Source organism: Pseudomonas sp. MT3 (genome assembly GCF_054720805.1).
The window spans coordinates 26,958-45,320 of record NZ_JBTVPY010000032.1 but is presented as its reverse complement, the minus strand read 5'-3'; the positions used below and the strand labels follow the sequence as shown (position 1 = coordinate 45,320).

At 63.4% G+C, this 18,363-nt stretch carries 15 protein-coding genes, 1 tRNA gene and 1 pseudogene; 9 read left to right on the top strand and 8 right to left on the bottom strand.

Annotated features, from left to right (window positions below):
• The first annotated feature begins 168 nt into the window (after nt 1–168).
• Nucleotides 169–1,161 carry a catabolite repressor/activator gene (cra, locus tag ACYCAX_RS24675; RefSeq protein WP_460249075.1) on the top strand — a complete coding sequence of 331 codons (993 nt, stop codon included), beginning with the start codon at nt 169–171 and terminating at the stop codon, nt 1,159–1,161.
• Between the two features lie 4 nt (nt 1,162–1,165).
• A complete protein-coding gene (locus ACYCAX_RS24670; RefSeq protein ID WP_460249063.1) occupies nt 1,166–1,945 on the top strand; it encodes a TatD family hydrolase in 780 nt (259 codons plus the stop codon).
• Between the two features lie 208 nt (nt 1,946–2,153).
• Here ACYCAX_RS24670 and ACYCAX_RS24665 read toward each other — a convergent pair whose 3' ends face one another.
• From ACYCAX_RS24665 to ACYCAX_RS24645, 5 genes and pseudogenes are all read right to left on the bottom strand, one after another.
• Complete coding sequence (locus ACYCAX_RS24665; protein ID WP_460249074.1) at nt 2,154–2,858, bottom strand: methyl-accepting chemotaxis protein; 705 nt, start codon at nt 2,856–2,858, stop codon at nt 2,154–2,156.
• A 153-nt stretch (nt 2,859–3,011) separates the two neighbouring features.
• Nucleotides 3,012–3,215 (bottom strand): annotated as a pseudogene (locus ACYCAX_RS24660) (HAMP domain-containing protein); the annotation flags it as partial.
• Nucleotides 3,216–4,811: 1,596 nt separating this feature from the next.
• A complete protein-coding gene (gene ampE, locus ACYCAX_RS24655) occupies nt 4,812–5,648 on the bottom strand; it encodes a regulatory signaling modulator protein AmpE (RefSeq protein ID WP_460249062.1) in 837 nt (278 codons plus the stop codon).
• A complete protein-coding gene (gene ampD, locus ACYCAX_RS24650) occupies nt 5,645–6,208 on the bottom strand; it encodes a 1,6-anhydro-N-acetylmuramyl-L-alanine amidase AmpD (RefSeq protein WP_460249061.1) in 564 nt (187 codons plus the stop codon). Before ampD ends, ampE begins: the two co-directional genes overlap by 4 nt.
• A gap of 87 nt (nt 6,209–6,295) precedes the next feature.
• The gene (locus ACYCAX_RS24645; protein WP_460249060.1) at nt 6,296–8,587 is read right to left on the bottom strand and encodes a DUF1631 domain-containing protein; all 2,292 of its coding nucleotides are present in this window, start codon (nt 8,585–8,587) and stop codon (nt 6,296–6,298) included.
• Nucleotides 8,588–8,872: 285 nt separating this feature from the next.
• Here ACYCAX_RS24645 and nadC point away from each other — a divergent pair, with 285 nt between their 5' ends.
• Together nadC and galE are read left to right on the top strand one after the other, a co-directional pair.
• A complete protein-coding gene (gene nadC / locus ACYCAX_RS24640) occupies nt 8,873–9,721 on the top strand; it encodes a carboxylating nicotinate-nucleotide diphosphorylase (protein ID WP_460249059.1) in 849 nt (282 codons plus the stop codon).
• Nucleotides 9,722–9,834: 113 nt separating this feature from the next.
• On the top strand, nt 9,835–10,857 hold the full coding sequence (gene galE / locus ACYCAX_RS24635; protein ID WP_460249058.1) for a UDP-glucose 4-epimerase GalE: 1,023 nt from the start codon (nt 9,835–9,837) through the stop codon (nt 10,855–10,857).
• 49 nt (nt 10,858–10,906) lie between these two features.
• Here the strand turns inward: galE and ACYCAX_RS24630 are convergent.
• From ACYCAX_RS24630 to ACYCAX_RS24620, 3 genes are all read right to left on the bottom strand, one after another.
• A tRNA-Thr gene (locus ACYCAX_RS24630) sits at nt 10,907–10,982 on the bottom strand.
• Nucleotides 10,983–11,075: 93 nt separating this feature from the next.
• Nucleotides 11,076–12,635, bottom strand: a complete 1,560-nt coding sequence (locus ACYCAX_RS24625) for a PglL family O-oligosaccharyltransferase (RefSeq protein WP_460249057.1) — start codon at nt 12,633–12,635, stop codon at nt 11,076–11,078.
• 302 nt (nt 12,636–12,937) lie between these two features.
• Nucleotides 12,938–13,360 carry a pilin gene (locus ACYCAX_RS24620; RefSeq protein ID WP_460249056.1) on the bottom strand — a complete coding sequence of 141 codons (423 nt, stop codon included), beginning with the start codon at nt 13,358–13,360 and terminating at the stop codon, nt 12,938–12,940.
• 224 nt (nt 13,361–13,584) lie between these two features.
• On the opposite strand from ACYCAX_RS24620, the gene pilB reads away from it, so the two are divergent.
• The 5 genes from pilB (at nt 13,585) to yacG (ending at nt 18,259) form a co-directional block, all read left to right on the top strand.
• Nucleotides 13,585–15,288 carry a type IV-A pilus assembly ATPase PilB gene (gene pilB, locus ACYCAX_RS24615; protein WP_460249055.1) on the top strand — a complete coding sequence of 568 codons (1,704 nt, stop codon included), beginning with the start codon at nt 13,585–13,587 and terminating at the stop codon, nt 15,286–15,288.
• 3 nt (nt 15,289–15,291) lie between these two features.
• Nucleotides 15,292–16,509 (top strand): type II secretion system F family protein, encoded by a 1,218-nt coding sequence (locus ACYCAX_RS24610; protein WP_460249054.1) that lies wholly within the window; start codon nt 15,292–15,294, stop codon nt 16,507–16,509.
• 3 nt (nt 16,510–16,512) lie between these two features.
• On the top strand, nt 16,513–17,385 hold the full coding sequence (locus ACYCAX_RS24605; RefSeq protein WP_460249053.1) for a prepilin peptidase: 873 nt from the start codon (nt 16,513–16,515) through the stop codon (nt 17,383–17,385).
• Nucleotides 17,386–17,450: 65 nt separating this feature from the next.
• A complete protein-coding gene (gene coaE, locus ACYCAX_RS24600; RefSeq protein WP_460249052.1) occupies nt 17,451–18,059 on the top strand; it encodes a dephospho-CoA kinase in 609 nt (202 codons plus the stop codon).
• Entirely contained in the window at nt 18,056–18,259 is a 204-nt protein-coding gene (gene yacG / locus ACYCAX_RS24595) for a DNA gyrase inhibitor YacG (protein ID WP_460249051.1), read from the top strand. Before coaE ends, yacG begins: the two co-directional genes overlap by 4 nt.
• Nucleotides 18,260–18,363 lie beyond the last annotated feature (104 nt).

Sequence of the window (18,363 nt, the reverse complement as noted above, 5' to 3'; positions counted from 1 at the left end):
TTATCCGCTTGTAGCGGTGAATAGCTTAGACCTGTGGCTTTTTCGGCCGCCGCAACGGCCTCCAGGCAATGTCCACGAGGAAAGCTGAATCGTTTCACCTATTGAGACTGGAACGTTACTCGATAATGCGTGATCCTTGAAGCCCCCAATTGTCGGCAACCCATCGTGCTGAAACTCAGTGATATCGCCCGCCTGGCCGGCGTTTCGGTCACCACCGCCAGCTATGTGATCAACGGCAAGGCCGTGCAGCGACGCATCAGCGCCGCCACGGTGGAGCGCGTGCGCGCGGTGATCGAAGAGCACGGCTACCACCCGGACCAGCAGGCCGCCAGCCTGCGACGCGGCCAGACCCGCACCCTCGGCTTCGTCCTCCCGGACCTGGAAAACCCCAGCTACGCCAAGCTGGCCAAGCTGCTCGAACAGGGCGCCCGGGCCCGGGGTTACCAGTTGCTGATCGCCAGTTCCGACGACGAGCCCGACACCGAGCGCCAGGTGCTCAACCTGTTCCGCGCGCGGCGGTGCGATGCGCTGATCGTCGCCAGTTGCCTGCCGGGCAACGACGGCAGCCTGGCCCGCCTGCAAGGCATCGGCGTGCCGGTGATCGCGGTGGACCGCCAGCTCGATCCGCAACGTTTCTGCTCGGTGGTCAGCGATGACCGCGACGCCTGCCAGCGCCTCACCGCCAGCCTGCTCGACCCCGCGCCGCGGAGCATCGCCCTGCTCGGCGCGCGCTCGGAACTGATCATCAGCCAGGAGCGCGCCGCGGGCTTTCGCAGCGCGCTGCGCGAGTTCAAGGGACAGGTCCTGGTCGAGCACGGCGAGACCTTCAGCCGCGCTTGTGGCCGCCAGCTGATGGAAGAATTGCTGGCGCGCCAGGGCCGTTTGCCCGACGCGCTGATCACCACCTCCTACGTGCTGCTCGAAGGTGTGTTCGACGTGCTCCAGGCGCTGCCCGACGGCTGGCCGACGGGGCTGCGCATCGCCACCTTCGGCGATACCCAGTTGCTCGACTTCGTCCCGCTGAAGGTCAACGCGATCTCCCAGCAGCACGCACTGATCGCCGAGCGCGCCCTGGACCTGGCGCTGAGCGCGATCGAACAGAACAGCTATACCCCCGGCGTACATCCCGTGGCGCGCACGCTGAAGCTGCGCACGGAGTAACGCGATGCAACTGATCGACACCCACAACCACCTCGACTGCCCGGACTTCGCCGACGACCGTCAGGCGGTGCTGCGGCGCAGCCGCGAGCGCGGGGTGATCCGCCAGGTGCTGCTGGGGGTGTTCCGCGAGAACTGGGAGGACGTCTGGACGCTGGTCGAGCAGGAGCCGGACCTGTATGCCGCCCTCGGCCTGCACCCGATCTACCTGGCGCGCCATCGCCCCGAACACCTGGCGGCGCTGCGCGAGTGGCTGGAACGCCTGGCGGGCCACCCCAAGCTCTGCGCGGTGGGCGAGATCGGCCTGGACTACTATCTGGAAGACCTCGACCGCGACGGCCAGCAGGCCATCTTCGAGGAACAACTGCGCACCGCCATCGACTTCGAACTGCCGGTGCTGCTGCACGTGCGCCGCTCCCACGCGGCGGTGATCGCCACCCTCAAGCGCTTCAAGCCTCCGCGCCAGGGCATCATCCACGCCTTCGCCGGCAGCCGCGAGGAGGCCCGCGAATACCTCAGGCTGGGCTTCCGCCTGGGCCTGGGCGGCGCGCCGACCTGGCCGCAGGCCAATCGCCTGCGCAAGGTGGTGCCGGAGATTCCGCTGGAGTCCATCGTGCTGGAGACCGACTCGCCGGACATGGCGCCGTCGATGTACCCGGGTGTGCGCAACAGCCCGGAACACCTGCCGGAGATCTGCGCGGCATTGGCCGAGCTCAAGGGCATCAGCCCCGAGGAGCTGGCCGGCGCCAGCACGCGCAATGCGATGGAATTGTTCGGCTGGACCTGAGCCGATGGCTCTTCTGTAGGAGCGAGCTTGCTCGCGAACCGCCCGGCGCCGGGGTCACAGGGAACATCTGTTCGCGAGCAAGCTCGCTCCTACAGGATCAAAAGCCGCTCGACTGAAATCCTGATTTCACCGACAACCCGGTATCCGCGAGATGGGGAAGCGTCCTTGCGCTCGCGCGGATACCGGGCTGCTGGTGAAAACCCTTGCCTCAGACCCGGAACGCGCCGATCAGGCGCTTGAGCTCCACCACCTGCCCGCTGAGCTCGCGGCTGGCGCGCTCGGTCTCGCTGGCGCCCTCGGCGGTGCGCTCGCCGGCCTGGTTGATCTGCACGATGTTCTGGTCGATGTCGTGGGCGACCGCCGTCTGCTGTTCGGCGGCGGCGGCGATCTGCTGGTTCTGGTCGACGATGGCGCCCACCGCCTGGAGGATGTTTTCCAGCGCCAGTTGCACCCGCGCCGACTGGCTGACGGTGCCGTCGGCGGTCTGGTGGCTGCTGCCCATCGCCTTCACCGCCGCGCCGACGCCGCTTTGCAGGCGGGCGATCATCTGCTCGATTTCCTCGGTGGACTGCTGGGTGCGCTTGGCCAGCGTGCGCACCTCGTCGGCCACCACGGCGAAGCCTCGGCCCTGCTCGCCCGCCCGCGCCGCCTCGATGGCGGCGTTGAGCGCGAGCAGGTTGGTCTGCTCGGCGATGCCCTTGATCACATCCAGCACGCGGCTGATGGACGCGCTGTCGGCCGCCAGTTGGTTGATCACCGCCACCGATTCATCGATCTCGCCGGCCAGGCGCTGGATGCTGCCCACCTGCGACTCCACCAGGGCACGGCCGCTGGCGGTTTCCTGGTTGACGTTGTGCGCGCTGCCCACCGCGACGGCGGCGCTGCGCGCCACTTCCTGGGCGGTGGCGGCCATCTGGTTCATCGCCGTGGCGACCTGTTCGATCTGGTTGCGCTGGCCGGTCACCGCCTGGTTGCTCTCGGCGGACACCGACTCGACGCGCACGGTCTGCCGCTCGACCTCGGCGACGGTACGGCCGACCCGCTCGATGAGGTCATGGATCTTCGCCACCGTCTGGTTGAACGCCTGCCCGAGTTCGCCGAGTTCGTCCCGGCTCTGCGCACGGAAGGTGACCGTCATGTCGCCGGAGGCGACGCGCTCCATCATCTGCCCCAGGTTCTTGAGGGTAGTGCGGGTGGACACATAGAAGCCGCCGTAGAGATAGCCGATGGCGAGGAATACCACCAGCAGCGCCACCACCAGCAACAGCATCTGCCGCTGCTTGCTGGCCAGGCGCTCCTGCAGGGCGCCGTCGATGAAGGCCAGCACCTGGTCGTCGAGGCGATAGGTCTTGTCCATCGCCCGGCTGACCTGCTCGTAGAAATCGGCCCACGGCATGTCGAAGGTATCGGCCATCACCACCTTGTCCTCGAAGAACTTGCCCAGGCTCTTGAGGGTGTCGCGGCTGGCATCGGCGTCGGCGGCCAGCGCAGCCTGCGCGGCGGCGCTGCCGCCCAGGGCGTCCTGCAGCTTCAGGCCATACTCGGCGTGGAGCTTTTCCAGCTCCTGCTGCAAATCGTTGAACCTGTCGCTGGAGGACGAATTGAGGAAGCCCTGCCCCAGCGCACTGGAGCCTAGGGTACGGCCGACGCTGACGGTCCCGGTGACCTGTGGGGTGACCGCGGTGATCAGCTCGGCGAGCTGGCGCACGTCGCGGGCGTCGTCCTGACTCAGGCCGGCCTGGGACACCAGCAGCTTGTTGAAGACCTGGACCTGGTTGAGCAGCCGCGCCGCCATCGCCGCCTTGCTCTGCAGCGAGCCCTCGGACTCGACGCCCTTGAAGGAATTGAGCAGCTCATCGCGCTTGGCGTTGAACTCGGCAACCTGCTCGGCATCCTGGGTGACCGGCTGCAGCGCATCGATCTGTGCCTGCAGGTCCTTGTGCAACCGGGCGATGCGCTCCTCGATACCACCGCCCTTGCCGGACTGGCCGAGCACGCCGTTGATCTGCAACAGGTCGTTGTAGGCTTCGACGTTGCGGCGGATCTGCTGGCCATTGCCGATCAGTTGCAGGCTTTCCAGTTCGGCACGGGTACTGACGAACTGGCGATAGGAATCACGCACCAGATAGAAATTGGTGATCAGCATCGGCAGGAAAAACAGCACGCTGATCAGGCTGAACTTCATGCCGAAGCTCAGGCGATTCATCAGCGCGATGGCCGGATAGAGCACAGTCCTCACAAAGACGTCTCCTGTTCCCTTTATTGTTATGTCGCTTGTCGGGGATGGCAGGCGCGCGCCTGGACTGGCACACGCCCCCACGCGCTCGCCGGGACGGTTCGTGATGGGCATCACGGACAGCAACGGCGTACACGGGCTTCTGTGTACCTGATATCGGCGGGGAGTTCTGTAACTTAAGGTTAAAATGCCATCATCGGACCAACGGCAGGGAGGCCGGCGTCAGGCCCTTGCAGCAGTCCTACCTATCCGACGAAGCCGAGCCAAACCTGCAGGAACGAGGGGAACGCCCAGTCCCTGCTCGCGCACCTCCAGCCGCGGAGCTGCCCGGCGAAACCCATTCGCGAGCGAGCTCGCTCCTACACGTCAGTCCATGCAGGGGCATGGTTATTCGCCTTACGGCCCCGGAACGTGCAGGCACCGGCCGGGCAGCGCGGACAGCCTTTCTGTAGGAGCGAGCTTGCTCGCGAACCAGCCCCGCAGCGGAATCCGTTCGCGAGCAAGCTCGCTCCTACGAGAGATATCTGCGCTCGGGGGCGGCCCTCTCCCTGAGGGAGAGGAGGAAGCGCAGGCACAGATCGTCCAGAAGTAGACAGTTGCTCCTACCGTCATGCCGACAGAGACGGGCTCTTACAGCAGTAGGGTCCAGATGGCGAAAACGGCGTACCACAGCACTGCCGAGCGCACCAGCAACTGCCAGAGCGCATCCAGGCTGGCGACGCCCTTGGCGCCCAGTCCGCCCTCGTTGAAATCCTCGGCCACGTAGCCGGCCCGTGCCAGCAGCCGGGCGGCGGGCACGTCCCAGGCCAGCAGGTCATGCAGCAGACTGCGGCTGACGGCGACGAAGTTGCCCACCAGGGCGAAACTCAGCACCAGCGCCCGCGCCGGCAGCCAATCGAGCGCATGCCGCAGCTGGACGGCGCGCTCGCGCAACTCCGCCTGCCGGCCCTGCTCCGCCGCGATGGCCAGCAGACGGTAGGTCAGCGCCGCCACCGGGCCCAGCAGCGCATACCAGAAGATCACCGCGAAGAACGCCTGGTAGGCCTGCCACACCAGCGTGCCCTGCACCTGCGCCAGCAGCTCGTCGTCGTTGTCGGCCTGCACGCCGAGGTCGCGCCGGGCGACGTGATAGGCGCCCTGGGCATCCTCGCGCCGCCAGGCATCGCGGAAGGGGCCGACGGCCCGCAGGATATCGCCGCGTCCCAGGCTCCAGACCACCACCAGCAGGTGTACCGGCAGCGCCAGCAGCCCATAGGCGACGGGATCCAGCAGGGTCAGCAGCAGGGCCAGCAACAGCAGCGGCGGCAGTACCGCCACCAGCAGCCCGAGCCAGGGACGCGCGGTCAGCGACGGCGCACCGCCCACGCTGTCCAGCCAGCCGAGCCACAGGCTGTCGCGCTGCAGGCGCGCGCGCCAGGATGAAAGCTTCTCCACCAGCAGGACCAGCAACAACACCAGGAAACTCATATCGACTCCTTCGCTCCGAGGGCGGCGAGATAGCGCGCCCAGTCGAACGCCTCGCCCGGATCGGTCTTGCGCTCGGGCGCGATATCGCAGTGCCCCTGGATACGCGCCGGGGTAATGGCCGGATAGCTGGCCATCAGTTGCCGGGTCAGCTCCGCCAGCACCTCGTACTGACGCTCGCTATAGGGATCGCAATCGGTCCCTTCCAGCTCGATGCCGATGGAAAAATCGTTGCAGTTCTCCCGCCCGTCGAAGCGCGACACGCCGGCATGCCAGGCGCGCTCGTTGCACGACACGAACTGGAACAGCGAACCGTCGCGCTCGATCAGGAAATGCGCGGAAACGGTCATGGCGGCGATGCTGGCGAAATACGGATGTTCGTCGGCGTCGAGACGGTTCTGGAAAAACGCCTGGACCTTGCAGGTGCCGAACTGGCCCGGCGGCAGGCTGATGTTGTGGATCACCAGCAACGACACCACCTCGCCGTCGGGGCGGGCGTTGAAGTTCGGCGAGGGACAATGCTGGGCGCCTTGGCACCAGCCGGTACGGGGATCGAGCTGCATGGGGGCTCCTTGGCAGAACCCCACTCTAAAGCAGCCGCACGGGGAAATGAACTCGCGGCAACGCCGCAGCGCCGGAGCGCGGCCCGGTCAGGCGTTCTTCAGGCGGCGCAGATTGCCGATCACCGACTCCAGGGCGCGGTCGAACAACAGGGCGTCATCGAGCAGGCGCACGGCGTTGCGACGGAACTCCAGGGCCAGGCCCATGCGGGTCTTCTCCAGCACCTTCATGCCGGTGCGATTGACGAAGATGTAACGGCAACTCGGGCGGATCACCGCCGCCAGCTTGCAGCGCAGCTTGTGCTCTTCGTCTTCCTGGATCTCCACCCAACTGCCGACGTGCAGGCCATCGACCCGGCGCAGCGACTCGTCGTCATCGGCGAGCACTTCCTCCGGCTCCGCGGGGCGGCTTTCGTCGGGAGTGGCGAGAACGATTTCCGCCACCACGGCCACCATTGCCGGCTGCGCCGCCGAGGCAACCGCCGCCGGGGCGTCCAGCGGCTCGTCGAGCAGCGGCAGGTCGTCGTCCAGCTCGGCCGCACGGCGTTCCTCGGCCTGCTTGTAGCGCTGGAAGGCCTGCACATGCAGCCCTTCCAGACGGCTGAAGAACTCACCGGTGGAGAACGGATCGAACGCCGCGGAGGACAACCCATCGCGCAGCGACTTGAGCAATTGCGGGACCATCTCCAGCAGGCGCAGGCGCGAGTCCGGATCCTCGTGGGGCTCCACGCTCCAGATCAGGTCGTCCATCGTCGCCAGCGCGGCGTCCCACTCGGTGGACGTAGTGCCGTGCTTGAGGCAGGTGAGCAGCAGCACCTTGCTCCAGGCTTCCTGCAGCAGACGAACCACCACCTCCGGCAGCGTGCGCCCCAGCAGGCGCTCGTTGAGCACCCGCTCCACGTCCTGGCGCGCCAGCTCGGCGCGGGCGCGGCCTTCCTCGGCGTCGCGGGTGCGCTGCTCGAGCAGATCGCTACGACGGCGCTCGTCACCGGTGAAGGCGATGAACTCATCGAGCAGTTCGGAAAAGATCGCCGGGTCGTCGACGAAATCGTTCAGCAGGCGCATCACCACCTGCTCGATCTTCTGGTACAGGTAGTCGCGCTGGCCGTCGGTCTGCTCGCCCCAGCCCAGGGCCGCCGAGGCGATCTCGTTGAGCAGGCGGCGCGCCGGGTGGCTGCCGCGGCTGAAGAAGGTCTTGTCGAGCACCGCGACCTTGAGCATCGGAATCTGCATACGGCCGATCAGGGCCTTCAGCGAGTCCGGCAGGGTGCGGTCGTCGAGAATGAATTCGAAGAGCATGGAGACGAGGTTGATGACGTCCTCGTCGACCTGGCCGACCACGCGGGAACGGCCACTCTTGGTGCTGACGCGGGTCAGCAGGTGATCCAGGTGCTGGCGTACGTCGACTTCATCGATGGTCTGCGCCGGCAGGTGCGACTGCAGGTGGGAGAGCAGGCGCATCAGGTCGTTGCTGGTGATCGGCAGCGCATCGGCGGGCATCGCACGGGTGGGCGCGACGGCGCTGCCGCGCACCTGCGAGAGCAGTTCCTGCAGGGCGGAGAAAGCCGCCTGGGACTCGGAGTCCAGGTACTGCGTGCCGGCCTGATCCACCGCAGCCGGCGCCGACGCTGCCGCGCCACCCTGGCTGGGCGTAGCGCGTTGCGGCGGACGGCGCAGCGGCACGTTCTTGAGTTCCGGCAGCACGCCGAGAGCGACCAGCGTCTGATTGGCCTCGGCGTACAGGTGCTCGGCCTCGGCCAGCACATACTTGTCGAACAGCTTGAGGATGATCAGCTTGACCTTGATCTCCACCCCCAACCCCTGGCACGCCTCGAGGAACGCCTCGCAGAGCAGGCGCGGCCCCAGCGGGTTGGTCTTGTCTTCGACCTTCTTGCTGACCAGCTTGTTGAAACGGGCCGTGAGGTGCCCGAGAGCGACGCCATCGCGGCTCACCACCTTGGCGACCATAGCGTCCAGCGCCACGGACTCTTCCAGCTCATCGTTCTGGACCAGGGTGAGGTTGTCGTAGGAAACCGAATCCAGCGGCGGCTTGCCGATCTCGTACTGGCAGAGGCTGGCGAATTGCTCGAAGACTTTCTGCAGGAAGCCGCGCTCGATGCTCTTGCGCTTGAGGCGCAGGTCGCGCATGGCCTCGAAATAGGCGCTCTGCTCGGAGTTGTTGGAGGCCCGATCGGCCATCTCGAACAGGGTATCGTCGGCGTTATCGAACAACGCCTGCATGGCTTGACGCAGCTGAACGGCGACCTTGTCGCGCACACTGACCAGCGCCGCCGGCAGACGGCCAGCGAACGAACTCGGCGATTGTTCGGGAGCGGCCGGCTTGTTCAGCGGCACTACATTCGCGTTGGCGTCCTTCTGCATCGCAAGTCTCCTGCCGTCAGCCCTGGCGGGGCTGGCTGGCGGCACCAACAGTCATCGAAGCGTTATCCGCAACGTCAAATTCGTGGCGTCAAAAAGTATGAAATTCCTGAATCATTATAGGGAAGCTTTTTGAACAACCAAGAGTCATTTCTCGCATTCTTGAAGAAATTCACGTCGATATAGATGCCGCTTGTCTGACAGACGATTGACCGCCCGACAACGCCAATCGATACCCGCAAAACCCCGCCGACCGTATAATCCCGGCACTGCGAACAGGAGTCCTCCATGCCGAACCTCACCCTCGCCGAGCTTTCCGGGGAAATCCAGGCCAACGTCCGCGCCGCCCTGGCCGAAGACGTCGGCAGCGGCGACATCACCGCCCAACTGATTCCCGCCGAGCGCGACGCCTCCGCGCGCATCATCACCCGCGAGAACGCCACCGTGGCCGGAGGCGCCTGGGTCGACGAGGTCTTCCGCCAGGTCGATCCCCGCGTCCAGGTGAAATGGCAGGTCCGCGACGGCGACCGGGTCAGCGCCGACCAGACCCTGTTCACCCTCGAAGGCCCGGCCCGCGCCCTGCTCACCGGCGAGCGCAGCGCCCTGAACTTCCTCCAGTTGCTCTCCGGCACCGCCACCCGCGCCCGCCACTACGCCGACCTGGTCGACGGCACCGGCGTGAAGCTGCTCGACACCCGCAAGACCCTGCCCGGCCTGCGCCTGGCGCAGAAGTACGCGATTACCTGCGGCGGCTGCCACAACCACCGGATCGGCCTGTACGACGCCTTCCTGATCAAGGAAAACCACATCGCCGCCTGCGGCGGCATCGCCCAGGCCATCGCCGCCGCCCAGCGCATCGCGCCCGGCAAGCCGGTGGAAATCGAAGTGGAAGACCTCGCCGAACTGCGCCAGGCCCTGGATGCCGGCGCCGACATCATCATGCTCGACGAACTGAGCCAGGACGACATGCGCACCGCCGTCGCCCTCACCGCCGGCCGCGCCAGGCTGGAAGCCTCCGGCGGCATCACCGAAGCGACCCTGCGCAGCGTCGCCGAAACGGGGGTGGACTACATCTCCATCGGCACCCTGACCAAGGACGTCAAGGCGCTGGATCTGTCGATGCGGCTGAGCCTGTAAGCACGACGCCAGATTGCCAAATCGATCACGCCGCCCTGCATAGGGCCGGCTCGCCTGCCTCTGAGAGAATCCGAAGGCGGGCGAATCGGCGCAAGGGAAGCACTGGCGGGATCATGACGAGCAAGATTTTGTTGACCGGGGGCTGTGGCTACATCGGCTCCCACATCTGTATGGAACTGATCGAGCAGGGCTTCACACCGGTCATCCTGGACAACCTGAGCAACAGCTCCACCACCCCGCTGCGGCGCATCGAGCAGCTCACCGGCCAGTCCATTCCCTTCATCGAAGGCGACGTACGCAGCGAAGCCACGCTCGAACGACTCTTCAGCGAGCACGCCATCGCGGCCACCATCCACCTCGCCGGCCTGAAGTCCGTCGCCGAGTCGGTCGCCAACCCGATCGCCTACTACCAGAACAATTTCGCCGGCACCCTGCCCCTGTGCGACGTGATGCAACGCCACGGCGTGAAGCGCTTCATTTATAGCTCCTCCGCCACGGTCTACGGACTCGCCGCGCAAAGCCCGATCCGCGAGGACGCCCCCACCGCGCCGGCCAGCCCCTACGGCCGCTCCAAACTCATGGCCGAGATCGCCCTGCGCGACATCGCCGACGCCGACCCACAGTGGAAGATCGCCATCCTGCGCTACTTCAACCCGGTCGGCGCTCACGCCAGCGGGCGGATTGGCGAGCATCCCAACGGCATCCCCAACAACCTGATGCCCTATGTCTCGCAAGTGGCAACCGGCCGACAACCCTTCATCCGGATCTTCGGCAGCGACTACCCGACACCCGACGGCACCGGCGTACGCGACTACCTGCACGTCTGCGACCTCGCCGACGCCCACCTCTGCGCGCTGCGCTGGCTGGACAACGCCGAAGGCTCCAGAACCTTCAACCTGGGTACCGGGCGCGGCTACAGCGTGCTGGAAATCATCGAGGCGTATGAAAAAGCCTGTGGCCACGCCCTTCCCCGCCAATTCCTCGAACGCCGCCCCGGCGACGTGGCAAGCTACCACGCCGACCCCGGCCTCGCCGTCGGCGAACTGCGCTGGCGCGCCACCCGCGATATCGAAGACATGTGCCGCGACGCCTGGAACTGGCAGAGCCGCAATCCCGGCGGCTACACCGACGGCTGAATCGCAGGTAACAAAAAGCCCCGCTCGAAGCGGGGCTTTTTGTTGAAGCTGGTGCCGGTAAGAGGAATCGAACCCCCGACCTTCTCATTACGAATGAGCTGCTCTACCGACTGAGCTACACCGGCGGCGGGCGTAAGCTAGCACTCTGTTCCCTGCGAATCAATCCATCCAGGCGATTCGATATACGCTGAAGTGATCAAGCCGTGCAGATACAAAACTCACTCCACTCTTGGCAAAACAACAGAGCCCATTTCAGGATTACCCGACGACGCCACGACCGCCCAATCATTAATCGCCGATAGGCAATCCCGCTTTGGCCTGAGGTCGCAGATGAGCTGCAGCGCCCATGCCGCCTCTCCTGCTCTGTTGTTCAACGCGGCTGATTGCGCATACCGAAAAAGCCCACCGGTTGTCGGGTAGCGCAAGACTGCAAGGCGTTCTCCTTCGAGAGCCGCCGCCGACATGTTTCGACTTGGCTCTGTGTCCAGGTGCTCAAGTGCGCTCTGCAGCGATTTGAGGAGAATCACGTCAGGAGAGGCTGGAATTACTGCGCCCGATATTCGCGCAGCCACCAATTTACGCGCAGTCAGATTCTCCTCTATCAACCTGTAGTCACGAAATACAATGACAAGAATCGTCGCCATCGCCACACCAATCACGATTATCGAGAAGCGTGGCAATGTAGCGACGATCTTCATCGGCAAGAACGAACTTGCCATACCGACCAGCAAACCGACAGGCACCAGGAAAATCAAGTAAAGATGGGGCAACTCAAGCATCGAATGAATAAGGAAAACGCCGAGAGCGGCCAAGATGATGCCATGCGGCTCCGTCCTCACCCTCAGCGCCTGTCCGACTCCCCAGCAGACAATAGCAGCCACCAACACAGTGCCAATCACGACCCCATTCCAGAGCAGTAGATCAAGGAAGAGGTTATGCGCATGCCCCATAACTGAACTTAAGCCCGGATACTTCTCGGCAAACTCCACATGAACCGATACAACCTGATTCCAGCCATACCCAACCAACGGCCGCTCCGCAATCCCCTCAAGCGCCATCGACCAAAATATCGGACGTAGCCCCGCGTTTAACATCTCGCGACTCGCCGCACCAAAAAGAAAATTGGCCAGCAGTGGAATAAGCAATAGTAGAGAAACAAACCAGCTCGTCAGCAATAGCACCACGACCGATCTTTTCCTTACATCGCGAGGCCACCACAACACGAGAGCAACCACAGCAAGGAAAGCGACCTGGAGACAGCCAGTACGCGAGCCCGTCAGGACCACCCCCAGCAAGAAGAAGGCGACCGCCAAGACGGCACAACCACTACCGATAAAACGCCTGTCATAGGCCCACCAGACTCCGATACACCCCCAAACCAGAAGTGTCGCAAGATTGTTGGGTTGCCCGACAAGCGCAACAGCCCTCACTCCGCCTGTCGCGGGAGAAGGCACCAGGACTCCCAACCCATCAAGCGCGAGCCATTGATACAGGGCCAGCCCAGTAGAAAGTATCGAAACAAGAAAAAAACTTGCGAACAAACCATCTGCTATTCGATAGGGCTCTACCAATTGCCTCTGTTGCCCCAGGGACAAGGCAATTGCAAACACCAGAATGAAACCCGCAATCGGAAGAGACTCTTCAGGAATCAGAAGCAGCCCTGCCATCGCCTGAAAGACAGGAATGACAGCCAGACTAAAAACTAAGAACACTCCACGACTTACAGTCCAACCTCGCGGCGAAGAGAAGAACAACAGAACGACCAACGGAAGCAACATGGCTGACGCCATGAAGTCATTGTAAAAAGTAGTCCACGGATCCGTGTGCGTAGGCAGCAACCAGGGGAGCGAAGCGACAACTACCCCAAGAACTCTCACAAGTGTCGAACGCTCCACCCTGCCCTCATCGCCCTCGCTCACGCTATACAACGCCCCCTCCCCAAGCCAATGCGACCGACCTTAAACTTCCGACGCAAACTTCCTGCTGCCCCATAAAACTCCAGCTCCGGCAAGCAGATCTTGATCGCAAAAAAGAAGCGACCCGAAGGTCGCCTCTTTAAGTCACAAAAACCACAACATACTCAGTTACTACGGCACTCTTGAGGAACAAACTTAGTATCGATACCGTCGACAGTGCACTTCCAAGTCAGCTGGCCATTACCAGCATCCTCGGGAGTAAGAATAATATCACCCTCAGCATTCGGAACGATCGAAGTTGCTTTTACAACACCGCTACCGTCCTCAATAGTGACACCAGAAACATACTTAGTCGCACCTGGGAAGGTATAACCGGAGTTCGAAGCAGTAAGCGATGCCAGACCGCCGAGAGAGGAACTGGTTTCAGCCACGGCCAGCTTAGCCGGAGCAGCCATTACGATAACTTCGCTGATCTTGGCGCGAGTGGTGTAATCCTGATAAGCCGGCAGGGCGATGGCAGCCAGGATGCCGATGATCGCAACCACGATCATCAGTTCGATCAGAGTAAAGCCTTTTTGAGCTTTCATAGTTCTCTCCAGTTTTTAGGTACGGTCCTAGGACCTGCCTCAGACAAAGCAGCTTCCGTGCCAAGATTTCCACGCCACAAAATATGACTGTTGTAGGCAATTCCAGAAGTCAATAAGCGAAATTACGCAGGAAGTGACAATTTTCGACAGTAGCGCCCTACTGAATTTGGCACCTCCCCCTAACTGCGTTATAAGGCTTGAATCTCTTCATCCGGCCATTTCCCATGAACGATCAAGTCGTCCTGTCCGGCCTTGCCCGGCAGTTGGTGCTGTCTCAACTGCTCGACGAGAACAGCGCGCGGCAGGCTCAACTGCAGGCCCAGCGCAACAAGCTGTCGCTGGTGACCTACCTGGTACAGAACAAGCTGGTGAAAAGCCGCCCTCTGACGGAGCTGGCCGCCGAGCAGTTCGGCATCGCCTTCTGCGACCTGGGCAGCCTGGACCGCGAGGGCTTTCCCAAGGATCTGGTCAGCGAGAAGCTGGTGCGCCAGCACCGCGTCCTCCCCTTGTGGCGCCGGGGCAACAAGCTGTTCGTCGGCCTCTCGGACCCGACCAATCACCAGGCGATCACCGACGTCCAGTTCAGCACCGGCCTGACCACCGAAGCCATCCTGGTGGAGGACGACAGGCTCGGCGACGCCATCGAGAAGCTTTTCGAGAGCCCCACTGGCGGGCTGGACGAGCTGGCCGATGTCGATCTGGAAGGACTGGATGTCGAGAGTGCCGACGGTGAACGCAAGGAAGAAAGCATCGGCGGTGACGCCGACGACGCCCCTGTGGTGCGTTTCGTCAACAAGATGCTGCTGGACGCCATCAGGGGCGGCTCGTCCGACCTGCACTTCGAGCCCTATGAAAAGGTCTACAGGGTACGTTTCCGTACCGACGGCATGCTCCAGGAAGTCGCCAAGCCGCCGGTCCAACTGGTCAGCCGCATCTCCGCCCGCCTCAAGGTCATGGCCGGCCTGGATATCTCCGAGCGCCGCAAACCCCAGGACGGCCGGATCAAGATGCGCGTGTCCAAGACCAAGTCCATCGACTTCCGCGTCAATACCCTGCCCACACTGTGGGGCGAAAAGATCGTGATGCGTATCCTCGACTCGGCCAGTGCGCAAATGGGTATCGACGCTCTGGGCTATGAGGAAGAGCAGAAGCAGCTTTATCTCGCGGCACTGAAACAGCCGCAGGGCATGATCCTGGTGACTGGTCCCACCGGCTCGGGAAAGACAGTCTCCCTGTATACCGGCCTGAATATCCTCAACACTCCGGACATCAACATCTCGACCGCGGAAGATCCGGTGGAGATCAACCTGGAGGGCATCAACCAGGTCAACGTCAACCCGAAGACGGGCCTGGACTTCGCCCAGGCACTGCGCGCCTTCCTGCGCCAGGACCCGGACGTGATCATGGTCGGCGAAATCCGTGACCTGGAGACGGCGGAAATCGCCATCAAGGCCGCCCAGACCGGACACATGGTGATGTCCACCCTGCACACCAACAGCGCCGCGGAAACCCTCACCCGTCTGCTGAACATGGGCGTGGCTTCCTTCAACCTCGCCACCTCCACCAACCTGATCATCGCCCAGCGCCTGGCCCGCAAACTCTGCCCGGCCTGCAAGAAGGAGCACGACGTTCCACGCGAAACGCTGCTCCATGAAGGTTTCCCGGAAGCCAGGATCGGTTCGTTCAAGCTCTACGCCCCGGTTGGGTGCGAAAACTGCAAGAACGGTTACAAGGGGCGTGTGGGTATTTATGAAGTGGTTAAAATCACGCCGGCGCTACAGCGGATTATCATGGAAGAAGGCAATTCCATTCAGATCGCCGAACAGGCCCGCAAAGAAGGCTTCAACGATCTGCGCACCTCGGGCCTGCTGAAAGCCATGCAGGGTATTACCAGCCTCGAGGAAATCAACCGCGTGACCAAGGATTAATCCATGGCGGAAAAAGCATTGAGGACCAGTGTCTTTACCTGGGAGGGCACTGATCGCAAGGGCGGGAAGGTAAAAGGGGAGCTTTCCGGGATCAATACCGCGCTGGTCAAGGCCCAACTGCGCAAGCAGGGCATCAACCCGATCAAAGTCCGCAAGAAAGGTATCTCGCTGCTGGGCAAGGGCAAGGCAATCAAGCCGATGGACATCGCCCTGTTCACCCGGCAGATGGCGACCATGATGGGCTCGGGTGTTCCGCTGCTGCAGTCTTTCGACATCATCGGCGAAGGCTTCGACAACCCGAACATGCGTACGCTGGTCGACGAGGTGAAGCAGGAAGTCGCCTCCGGCAACAGCCTGGCCAACTCCCTGCGCAAGAAGCCACAGTACTTCGATGACCTCTATTGCAACCTGGTGGATGCGGGCGAACAGTCCGGCGCCCTGGAGACCCTGCTCGACCGCGTGGCGACCTACAAGGAAAAGACCGAGTCGCTCAAGGCCAAGATCAAGAAGGCCATGACCTACCCCATCGCGGTCGTCATAGTCGCCCTCATCGTTTCATCCATTCTGCTGATCAAGGTCGTGCCGCAGTTCCAGACGGTCTTCGCCAACTTCGGTGCGGAGCTCCCGGCCTTTACCCAGATGGTCATCAACCTTTCCGAACTATTGCAGAAATGGTGGTTCGTCTTCCTGATCGCCCTATTCGCCATAGCGTTCGCCCTCAGGGAATTCCACAGGCGCTCCGAAAAATTCAGGGACTCCGTGGACCGCGGCGTGCTGAAACTGCCCATTGTCGGTGACATCCTCTACAAGTCCGCCGTAGCCCGTTATTCCCGCACCCTCTCTACCACCTTCGCTGCCGGCGTCCCCCTGGTGGAAGCGCTGGACTCGGTATCCGGCGCGACCGGCAACGTGGTTTTCCGCAATGCCGTGAACAAGATCAAGCAGGACGTGTCCTCCGGTACCCAGCTGAACTTCTCCATGCGCACCACCGGGGTCTTCCCGAGCATGGCCATCCAGATGGCCGCCATCGGCGAGGAGTCCGGTTCGCTGGACGCCATGCTGGACAAGGTCGCCAACTACTACGAGGAAGAGGTCGACAATGCCGTCGACAACCTCACCACGCTGATGGAGCCGATGATCATGGCCGTGCTCGGCGTATTGGTCGGCGGCCTGATCATCGCCATGTACCTGCCGATCTTCCAACTGGGTGCCGTCGTCTAAAACATGTCTGTCTTCAACTTCCTGGCCAGCACCCCGCTGGCCTTTGTTTTATGCGCCCTGCTGCTCGGCCTGCTGGTCGGCAGCTTCCTCAACGTGGTCATCCACCGCCTGCCGCGGATGATGCAGCGGGACTGGCAGCGCGAGGCGCGCGAGGCGCTGGAGCTGCCCGCGGGCGAGCCGCAGCCCATCTACAACCTGGTCCTGCCGAACTCCCAGTGCCCGCATTGCGGCCACGAGATCAGGGCCTGGGAAAACGTCCCGGTGGTGAGCTACCTGGTGCTGGGCGGCAAGTGTTCCTCCTGCAAGACCCCCATCAGCAAGCGCTATCCGCTGATCGAGCTGGCCTGTGGCGCGCTCTCGGCCTTCATTGCCTGGCACTATGGTTTCGGCTGGCAGGCCGGCGCCATGCTGCTGCTCGGCTGGGGGCTGCTGGCGATGAGCATGATCGACGTCGATCACCAGTTGCTGCCGGATGCGCTGGTGCTGCCGCTGCTGTGGCTGGGACTGATCGCCAACTACTTCGGGCTGTTCACCAACCTGGGCGATGCGCTCTGGGGCGCGGTGTTCGGCTACCTGAGCCTGTGGTCGGTGTACTGGCTGTTCAAGCTGCTCACCGGCAAGGAAGGCATGGGTTACGGGGACTTCAAACTGCTGGCGATGGTCGGCGCCTGGGGTGGCTGGCAGGTGCTACCGCTGACCATCCTGCTGTCGTCGCTGGTGGGCGCCGTCCTTGGCGTGATCACCCTGCGCCTGCGCAAGGCCGAAACCGGCACGCCGATCCCCTTCGGGCCCTATCTCGCCATTGCCGGCTGGATTGCGCTGCTCTGGGGTGATCAAATAACCGCGACTTATCTGCAGTTCGCCGGTTTCCACTAGCCTTCTCCCGCGCCGAATCCGTTCGGCGCGCTGTGACGGCCACGGGGCCGGCAAGAAGGAGTGCCATGAAACCCTGGATTCTGGGCCTGACGGGCGGTATCGGCAGCGGCAAGAGCGCCGCCGCCGAACATTTTGCCGCGCTGGGCGTGCACATGGTGGACGCCGATCATGCCGCGCGCTGGGTGGTCGAACCCGGCCGCCCTGCCCTTGCCAAGATCGTCGACCGCTTCGGTGACGCGGTGCTGCTGCCGGACGGCCAGCTCAACCGCGCGGCACTGCGCGAACGCATTTTTACCTCGGAAGAGGAGCGCCGCTGGCTGGAGCGACTGCTGCACCCGCTGATCGGCGAAGAAATCGCCGCCAACCTGGCGCGCGCCGAATCGCCGTACGCCATCCTGGTTTCACCACTACTGGTGGAGTCCGGGCAGCGCCGGATGGCTCAACGGGTGCTGGTGGTGGACACCCCGGAACACCTGCAACTCGAACGCACCATGCGTCGGGACAAGGTGTCCGAAGAACAGGTCCGCGCGATCCTCAAGGCCCAGGCCGTGCGCGAAGACCGACTCAGGCACGCGGACGACGTGCTGCTCAACGATGGCGATCTCGCGCACCTGCACCAGCAGGTCGAGCGTCTGCATCAGTTCTATCTCGGCCTGCGTGGAGGGCAACCATGAGCCAACCCATGACAGTGGAATGCCCCACCTGCGGCGCCCCCGTGGAGTGGAGCGCGAAGAGCGAGTTCCGTCCCTTCTGCTCGCATCGCTGCAAGCTGATCGACCTTGGCGCCTGGGCGGCGGAGGAACATGCCATCCCCGGCGACAACCTGGAAGACGAGCTGTTCTCCGGCGACCTGGAAAAGCTGCGCGGACACTGACCGGGCAACGCGGAGAGCCTTTCTGTAGGAGCGAGCTTGCTCGCGAACCAGCCCCGCAGCGGAATCCGTTCGCGAGCAAGCTCGCTCCTACACGTCAGCCCATG